The sequence below is a fragment of the Patulibacter ginsengiterrae genome (genome assembly GCF_056269115.1).
Genome location: NZ_JBWDOG010000013.1, coordinates 120,225 through 128,490, shown reverse-complemented (window position 1 = coordinate 128,490; position 8,266 = coordinate 120,225). Strand labels below are relative to the sequence as shown.

The 8,266-nt window shown below is 73.0% G+C and carries 7 protein-coding genes and 1 tRNA gene; 3 read left to right on the top strand and 5 right to left on the bottom strand.

The genetic code is table 11. The features are described from left to right. Nucleotides 1-189 precede the first annotated feature (189 nt). Nucleotides 190-1,938, top strand: a complete 1,749-nt coding sequence (argS, locus tag ACVUH9_RS16600) for an arginine--tRNA ligase (RefSeq protein ID WP_475758874.1) — start codon at nucleotides 190-192, stop codon at nucleotides 1,936-1,938. Nucleotides 1,939-2,052: 114 nt separating this feature from the next. On the opposite strand, the gene ACVUH9_RS16595 is transcribed toward argS, so the two are convergent. Genes ACVUH9_RS16595 through ACVUH9_RS16585 form a run of 3 tightly spaced genes read right to left on the bottom strand, consistent with a single transcriptional unit; the run spans nucleotide 2,053 to nucleotide 4,018 of the window. Beyond that, the gene (locus tag ACVUH9_RS16595) at nucleotides 2,053-2,829 is read right to left on the bottom strand and encodes a cytochrome c biogenesis CcdA family protein (RefSeq protein ID WP_475758872.1); all 777 of its coding nucleotides are present in this window, start codon (nucleotides 2,827-2,829) and stop codon (nucleotides 2,053-2,055) included. After that, nucleotides 2,826-3,446, bottom strand: a complete 621-nt coding sequence (locus ACVUH9_RS16590; RefSeq protein WP_475758870.1) for a cytochrome c-type biogenesis protein — start codon at nucleotides 3,444-3,446, stop codon at nucleotides 2,826-2,828. Before ACVUH9_RS16590 ends, ACVUH9_RS16595 begins: the two co-directional genes overlap by 4 nt. Beyond that, nucleotides 3,443-4,018: a TlpA family protein disulfide reductase gene (locus tag ACVUH9_RS16585; protein ID WP_475758868.1), complete on the bottom strand. Its 576-nt coding sequence runs from the start codon at nucleotides 4,016-4,018 to the stop codon at nucleotides 3,443-3,445. Before ACVUH9_RS16585 ends, ACVUH9_RS16590 begins: the two co-directional genes overlap by 4 nt. A gap of 102 nt (nucleotides 4,019-4,120) precedes the next feature. On the opposite strand from ACVUH9_RS16585, the gene ACVUH9_RS16580 reads away from it, so the two are divergent. Both ACVUH9_RS16580 and ACVUH9_RS16575 read left to right on the top strand, forming a co-directional pair. Then, a tRNA-Gly gene (locus ACVUH9_RS16580) sits at nucleotides 4,121-4,193 on the top strand. Between the two features lie 190 nt (nucleotides 4,194-4,383). Next, nucleotides 4,384-5,373, top strand: a complete 990-nt coding sequence (locus ACVUH9_RS16575; RefSeq protein WP_475758866.1) for a DUF808 domain-containing protein — start codon at nucleotides 4,384-4,386, stop codon at nucleotides 5,371-5,373. A 57-nt stretch (nucleotides 5,374-5,430) separates the two neighbouring features. On the opposite strand, the gene ACVUH9_RS16570 is transcribed toward ACVUH9_RS16575, so the two are convergent. Both ACVUH9_RS16570 and ACVUH9_RS16565 read right to left on the bottom strand, forming a co-directional pair. Further along, nucleotides 5,431-5,643, bottom strand: a complete 213-nt coding sequence (locus ACVUH9_RS16570; protein ID WP_475758864.1) for a helix-turn-helix domain-containing protein — start codon at nucleotides 5,641-5,643, stop codon at nucleotides 5,431-5,433. A gap of 153 nt (nucleotides 5,644-5,796) precedes the next feature. Continuing rightward, on the bottom strand, nucleotides 5,797-8,205 hold the full coding sequence (locus tag ACVUH9_RS16565) for a hypothetical protein (protein ID WP_475758862.1): 2,409 nt from the start codon (nucleotides 8,203-8,205) through the stop codon (nucleotides 5,797-5,799). Nucleotides 8,206-8,266: the final 61 nt, after the last annotated feature.

Below are 8,266 nucleotides of genomic sequence, written 5' to 3'. Positions count from 1 at the left end.
CGTGTGGCGTGGTTGGCGACTGTTCGGGTCGTCCGAAGAGTGGTCGACGGCGTGTGGCGTGGTTGGCGACTGTTCGGGTCGTCCGAAGAGTCGTCGACGGCTGATCGCGTCGTCGGAGAGCGTTGGGATTCCCCGTCCTCCGACCCGGCCGTCCCCGGGCCGGCCGCGGGTCCTATCGTGTGAGGGACCGTGAACGCCGCGCCCTCTCCCTCCCCGCTGCAGCGCCTACGCACCGTCCTCGACGACGCCGTGCTCAACGTCACCGGGGGAGAGCGACCGCGATCGGCGCCGACGCTGGAGCGCCCCAAGCAGGCCGCCCACGGCGACTACGCGACCAACGCGGCGATGCTGCTGCCCAAGATCGTCGGCGCCGCGCCGCCGATGATCGCCGAGCGGCTGTCGGTCGCCCTCAGCGAGCACCTCGGTGACGACCTGCTGGCGATCGAGACGGCGGGCCCGGGCTTCCTCAACCTGCGGCTCTCCGACGCCTGGCTGCGCGCTGCGCTGGCCGAGGTCGTGGTTGCGGGCGAGCTGTTCGGCGCGGCCGGAGCGGCGGTCGGCGCGGGCGACGACGGGGCGACCGAGTCGATCCACCTCGAGTTCGTCTCCAACAACCCGACCGGCCCGGTCCACATCGGCGGTGCCCGCGGGGCCGCGTTCGGCTCCGCGCTCGGCCACCTGCTGAGCTTCCACGGGCACCGGGTCCACCGCGAGTACTACGTCAACGACTACGGCAACCAGGTCGAGCTGTTCGGTCGCTCGCTCCAGGCCCGTGCGCGCGGCGAGGAGCCGCCGGAGGACGGCTACCAGGGCGACTACGTGACCGAGGTCGCGTCCCGGATCCCCGACGCCGCGACCCGGCCGGTCGAGGAGGTCGCGACCGAGGGCATCGCCCTGATGGTCGCCGCCCAGAAGGCCTCGCTGGAGCGGTTCCGCACGACCTTCGACCGGTGGTTCAGCGAGCGCTCGCTGCACCAGCCGCGCGAGCCAGAGGGCGGCTCCGGCGAACCCCGCCTGAGCGAGGTCCACGAGGCGTTCGACGTGCTCGCCGAGCAGGGCCGGACCTACGAGCAGGACGGCGCGCTGTTCCTGCGCACGACCGAGAGCGGGGACGACAAGGACCGCGTGCTCGTCCGCGCCGACGGCCGCCCGACCTACTTCGCCTCCGACGTCGCCTACCACCACGACAAGCGCGTGCGCGGCTTCGACCGCGTGATCGACGTGCTGGGGGCGGACCACCACGGCTACGTCGCCCGGATCAAGGCGGCGTTCGTCGCGCTCGGCGGTGACGAGGGCCAGATCGAGCTGCTGATCACGCAGTTCGTCAACCTCTTCGAGGCCGGCGAGCGGGCCCGGATGAGCAAGCGCGCCGGCGAGTTCGTCGCGCTCGACGACCTCGTCGACGACATCGGCGTCGACGCGGCCCGCTGGTACCTGCTGGCCCGTTCGCACGACACGACGATCGACCTCGACCTGGTCGAGGCCCGCGCGCAGTCGGCCGAGAACCCGGTCTACTACGTGCAGTACGCCCACGCGCGGATCCGCTCGATGCTGCAGCGGGCCGCCGACGGCGACGTGACGGCGGCCAAGGACCGCGAGGACGAGCCGGTGCTCGAGGACGCGGCGCCGGCAACGGACGCCGCCGCGGAGGTCGCCGGCAGCGCCTTCGCCGTCGCCGAGCGCGAGCTGCTGCTGGCGCTGCTCGCGTGGCCGGACGAGGTCGCCGAGGCGGCCGCCCGCCGGGCGCCGCACCGGATCGCGACCTACGCGCTGGCGCTGGCCCGCCAGTTCTCGGCCTTCTACCGCGACTGCCCGGTGCTGGCCGCCGACGTGCCGGACGACGTCCGTGCCCGTCGCCTCGACCTCTGCCTGGCGACCGCCTCGGTGCTGGCCGCGGCGCTGGCGATCCTCGGCGTCGACGCCCCGGAGCGGATGTAGCCGCGGAGACGGGCCCGGGGCGAGGTCCCGGGCCCGACGGGGCCGTGGGCATCGGGTCCCGACGGCCGACCGTCGGCAGGCGGGGTCCCGTCCGAGGGACCCTGCCCGCCGCCCTCAGCGCTCGAGGAAGTCGAGCACGCCGCCGAGGCCGAGCGTGTCGACCAGGCTGCGGAGCTCGCCGGCGAGCCGCGTCATCTCGTGGTTGGCCACGAGCCAGCCGACGACGATCAGCAGCACGCCGGCGATCGCGGTGAAGGCCCGGTAGTGGTTGCGGAAGATCCGCGCGACGCTGGTCACGCGCTCGAACGCGAGCGCGGAGCCCATGAACGGCACCGCCAGCCCGAGGCCGTAGGCGAGCAGCAGGAAGGCTCCGCCGCCGACGCCGCTCTGGGTCGCGGCCGCGGTCAGGATCGCCCCGAGGATCGGCCCGGTGCAAGGAGTCCAGGCGACGGCGAAGGCCATCCCGGCCACGATCGGCCCGCCGGTTCCCGCCCGCCGCAGCAGCGCGTCGGAGCGGAACGACTGGTTCAGCAGCGGCACGAACGGGCTGGCGAGGAAGATCACGCCCATCGTCATCAGCAGGACGCCGGCGACGACGTCCATCGTGTTGCGGGCACTGGCCAGCGGCGCGCCGAGTCCGGTCGCGAACAGCCCGAGCGCGACGAAGACGAAGATGAAGCTGAGGCAGAAGAGCGCAGCCGGTCCGAGGATCGCGCCCCGCTGCCGTTCCTCGACCGGACGCACGCTCTCGCCGCCGGTCAGGACCGACAGGTAGCCGGGCACCAGCGGCAGCACGCAGGGGGAGGCGAACGAGAGCAGGCCGGCCGCGAACGCGGCGAAGACGGTCGGGTCGGCGACGCCGACGGCGAGGGGGAGGGTGCCGGGGGTCATTCGTAGCGGGCGAGGTCGCTGTCGAGTCGGCGCCGGTCCGCGTCGCTGAGACCGTCGCCGTCGTCGCGGAGGCCGGAGGTGCCCGTGCCGGCGGGGACGCTGCCGTCCGCATCGGTGGCGGCCGGGCTCGTGGCCCCGTCGTCGCGGGACGTGGCGTTCCCGGACGCGGCGCCCGCGCCGCCTGCGGCCGGATCGCCCTCGCGGCCGTCGGCGTCGCCGTCCTCGGGCGTCGCGCGACGCCGCCAGCGGAGGATCAGCACGGCGAGGACGGTCACCGCGAACAGGCCGACGGCGGCGGGGATCGCCCAGCGGAGCGTCCGGATGCCCTTGTCGGGCGGGTTCAGCAGCACGCTGTCGGTGTAGATGTGGACCATCTCATCGATGATCTGGTCCTTGGTCCTGCCCTCGGCGATCAGGCGCTCGATCGTCGCCCGCTCCTGGTTGGCCTGGGGCGCCTCGGACTGGTTGAGCGGCACCTTGCAGGTGGCGCACATCAGCTCGGCCTCGACCTCCTGGAGGGTCGTCTTCGGCGTTGCGGCGAACGACGCCGCGGGGGAGAGCAGCGTCAGGCAGAGCAGCAGCAGGACGGCCGCGAGGCCGGTGGTGCGGCGGCTCATCGGGCCTTCGCCGGGGTCGCGCCGGCACGGGCGAGGACCTGGTCCAGGAACTCCTGGGTGATCTCCCCACGCGCGATCCCGCGGACGCGGCCCTCGCGGTCGATCACGAAGGTCTCCGGCATCTGCGAGGCGCCGTACTTCTGCGAGAGCTTGTCGCCGGGATCGCGCAGCGACGGGTAGCCGATCTTGAACTTGCGCACGAAGTCGAGGCTGTCGTGGGGCGAGTCCTGGTGGGTCACGCCGAGCACGGTGCCGCTGCCGTCGCGCTGCAGGCGCTGGTGCACGCGGTCCAGCAGCGGCGCCTCGTTGCGACAGGGGTTGCACCACGAGGCCCAGAAGTTGAGGACGACGATCTTGCCGCGGAAGGCGCCGAGGCTGGTCGTGCCGGAGGCGCCGAGCCGGGGCAGCTCGAGGTCGCTGCCGGGGGCGGGGACGATCTTGCCGGCCTCGACCTTGGCGTCGAGGGTCTCGGCGGTGCCGTCGTCGCTCGACCGCGCCATCGCGTAGCCGAGCATCGCGACCAGCGCGACGGCGATCAGCCCGAGCAGCAGGGGCACGGCGGAGCGGCGCATCACCCTGAACGGTAGAGCGTCGCGCCCGTCGTGGCTCTGCCGCGGGCGCGAGGCGACTCATGACTGCACGCGACCGCCGGGCGCGGTATCGTCCCGGGCCGTGCGGCGGTAGCTCAGTTGGTAGAGCATCAGCTTCCCAAGCTGAGGGTCGCGAGTTCGAATCTCGTCCGCCGCTCTGAACGGAACCCCGGTCCTCGACCGGGGTTTCGTCGTTTCGGGGAGTGCGTGGTCCTGGTGTTCGGAGTGGCCACCGCTCCGAGCTGGTCCTCGCCACCCGCCGTCGAATACGGTCCCCCGATGACCGACGGATCGCCTCAGCGACTAGCGACCCCGCTCCGCCCCGCGGCGAACGACGAGGTGGCGCGATGAGCGCCGGACTCGCCGCGCTGCTCGACGACGTCGCCGTGCTGGCCCGCGCGGCCGCCGCGTCGCTCGACGACGTCGCCGCGGGCGCCGGCAGCGCGAGCGTGAAGGCCGCGGGCGTGATCGTCGACGACGCCGCCGTCACGCCGCGCTACGTGCAGGGGATCGACCCCAAGCGCGAGCTGCCGGTGATCAAGCGGATCGCCGTCGGTTCGCTGCGCAACAAGATCCTCCTCATCCTGCCGGTGATCCTGTTGCTCAGCGAGTTCGCCGAGTGGCTGCTGACGCCGATCCTGATGCTGGGCGGCGCCTACCTCTGCTTCGAGGGCGCGGAGAAGCTCTGGGAGGCGGTCGGCCCGGGCCACCACCACGAGCAGGAGGCAAGCGCCGCGCAGGACCCCGCCGACGAGGAGTCGCTCGTCAGCGGGGCGGTTCGCACCGACCTGATCCTCTCGGCGGAGATCATGGTCATCTCGCTCAACGAGGTCGCGGACCAGCCGCTGCTCGGTCGCGCCGCGATCCTGATCGTGGTCGCGTTCCTGATCACCGCCCTCGTCTACGGCGCCGTCGCCCTGATCGTCAAGATGGACGACGTCGGCCTGCGCCTGGCCCAGACCCGCGACGGCGCGGTTGCGACGTTCGGCCGTGGCCTGGTCCGCGGGATGCCGGTCGTACTCTCGGTGCTGTCGACGGTCGGCATCGCCGCGATGCTCTGGGTCGGCGGCCATATCCTGCTCGTCGGCCTCAACGACCTCGGCGCGACCTGGCTGTACGACCAGGTCCACGAAGCCGAAGAGCACGTCCACCACGCGCTCGGTGCGCTCGGTGGCATTGGCGGCTGGCTGACGAACACCCTCGCCTCAGCCGTCCTCGGTGTCGTCGTTGGCGCGATCATCGTCGCGGTGGTGCTGCGGTTCCACGGCCACGGCGAGGACGGCGAGGGCGAGAGCCACGGCGGCGAGGCGCCGGCCCCGGCTTCTGATCGAGGTTGACCACCGCATAGGTGGCGAACCTCGACGAGAACGCGACGGCCAGTCACCCCCGGCCGGCTAGGTCACGTCCCGCAGCAGCGTCGCCACGTCCGAGTCGAGCGCGCGGGCGAGCTTGACCATCGTCTCGAGCCGGGGATCGCGGGTCGCGCGCTCGAGGCGGCTGATCTCGGTCATGTGGAGCCCGGCGAGGTGGCCGAGCTGCTCCTGGGAGAGCCCTGCGGCCTTGCGTGCCTCGCGCAGATTCAGGGCGAACCGCTCACGGGGCTTCACCTTGAAGACGATCAGGGTGGGAGGCCAAAAGCTCTAGAGCCAATACCTCTAGTTTGCCCCCGAAATTGCCCGCGAACGGGCAGATCGTCGCGCTCGGCGGGGGCCGGCCGTCGGCGGAGAGCCTCGCGGCGCCTCCGTCGACGGCCGATCCGCTCAGCGCCGGATCGTGACCGGGCGCGTGACGTCCGCCGGCAGGCGGCCGGGAGCGGTCGCGGCCACCCGGACCGACAGCCGCGTGCTGCGACCGGCGTGCGAGCGCAGGGCCCGGCGGGTCGCCGCGGTCAGGCGCACCCGGATCGTCCGCTCACCGGCCGTCGGAAGCGTGACCGCACCGCGGCCCAGCACCCGCTGGCTGGCTCCCCGCGGGACGGACAGGCGCAGACGCCGGGCGAGCGCCCGGCCACCGGCGACGCGGGCGGCGCAGCGGCCGGCGACGTCGGTCCGGCAGCGGACCTCGATCGTGCCGCGGCGCAGGACCGTCGCGAGCCGCTGGCTCGGAACCCGGACCGTCAGCCGGACGGGGGACTTCCTCTCCGGGCCGGGGGCGGCCGGCGACGCCGGTGCGGCGGGCACGTCGATCTCCTTGCTGGACGGCGAGAACGTGTCGCCGGCGCTGGCCGTCACCGTCGCCGTGCCGTCGGCCGTGGCGGGGACGGCGATCCGGGCGATCCCCTGGTCGTCGGTCCGGGCCTGCTGGTTCCCGAGCTTGACGGTCGCCCGGGCGACCGGGCGGCGGTCGCCGAAGTGGTCGCCGGCGCGCAGCGTCGGGCCGGAGTCGGCGGTGACCGCGATCTTCGCGATCCGGTGGCCGCCCTCGCTCGCGACCCGGGCGCTGATCGCCAGCGGCTGGCGACGCGGCAGCGTCTGCGGGCAGCCGCCGAGCTGCTGGATCCCGCCGGACATCCGGTAGCCGTCGAGCTCCGAGGTGACCCGGCCGTTGGCCTGGGGCACGCCGAGCAGACGGCCGATCGAGAAGTCGGCCTTCAGGAAGCCGTTGTGCTCGCCGCTGATGGTCAGGTCGGCCTTGTTGTGGGCCAGGGCCATCGTGAACCCCGGCGCGTCGATCGACTCGCTGCCGCTGACGAAGCTCCTGCCGTCGTCCGAGTAGTGGTCGTAGATCACGGAGTGGCTGCCGGCGAAGAGGTTGCCGAGGTGGGTGATCGTGGCGGTCCCGGAGTGCAGGCCCTTGACGGTGACCGTGCCGTTGGCGTCGTTGGTGCCGCGGTAGAGCTCCGGGGTCGTCGCCCAGTCGCCGACCTCGGACGAGGCGACCGGCAGCGGGTCGCCGGCCTCGCGGTCGAGTCGGGCCACGCGCAGGCGGTTGCCGCCCATGCCGCTGGTGTACGACATCTCCGTCAGCGCGACCTTGGTGCTGTCCGGGCTCCAGGCCCCGCGCCCGGGGACGTTGTTCTGGGCGTGGACGTCGCCGCCGTCGTAGACGGTCAGCGGCTGGCCGAGGCGGGCGCCCTCGTCGTCACCGGAGGCCGGCATCAGCCACGGCTGGAGGTCGCACTGGAAGCCGGCGGTGGTGCCGACGTAGTAGATCGCCGCGTTGAGCGAGATCGGGTAGTCGATGAACGACCGCCGCGGCACCAGGCCGGCGGTGTCGACGCGGTGCATGCCGCGGTCGCTGTACATCGAGAGCAGGCTGCCGTCGGGCGACTCGCCGCCGTCCTCGTCCCAGTCCGGGTTGCCGGTCAGGCGGGTCCGCTTGCCGCTCTGCAGGTCGAGCTCGTACATGTCCGGGTTGCCCTCGAACTGGCTGGTCACGTAGGTGATCGCGCGCCCGCCCTTCGAGAAGCTCTTCAGCTCGTAGAGCGCGCCGCCGTTGGTCCAGCCGCGGGGGTCGGTGTCGGTCGGGCTCTTCGGGCTCGGCGGGTTGAGGACCTTGACGTCGGTGGCGACGTAGCGGTTGGCCTCGCGCTTCAGGCGGCCCAGCAGCATCGGCCGGCTGTCGTTGCGGGTCGTCGTCCAGCCGAGGTGCTCGCCGTCGGGGGAGAGGTGCCAGACGCCGGAGCCGAGCGCCAGGCCGCCCGCGGGCGGCTCGCCGGCGGAGACGTCGACCGGCAGCAGCTTGCGCTGGTCGCACTGGAGCACGCTCGGGGCGCACTCGAGCACGAAGGCACGGGTGAAGTCGCCCCAGAGCACGCGCTTGCCGTCGGGGAAGACGTCCTTGAACGTCTCCTGGACCTCGGGCACGAACGCGGGGTCGTTGGGCAGGCCGCAGGAGATGCAGGTGAGCCCGCTGCCGTCTTCCGCGACCCGGTGGAGCTGGCCGCCGGAGGAGAACAGCAGGTGCCCTCCGTCGACGGTCCAGATCGGGGTGCTGGCCTCGAACCCGGACGGGAGCGGGATCAGCTGATCGTGGATCGGGAGGAACGGCGGTGGCTCGGCGGCGACGGCGGACGCCGGCAGCGCGAACGCCGCAAGGGCGATCAGGCCACCCAGCAGCGCTCGCGGCCGCGGGGTCGAGCGGGTTGGAGCCCGTCGTGGCGGATGCGGTGCGGGTCTCGGCGGGCTCGGGGGGCGGGACGCGTTGGCGGCCCGGACGACTCTGGTCATGGATCTCCTCCTCGGAACGACCGTGGAGAGATATAACTGACCGATAGTTAGATGTCCAGCG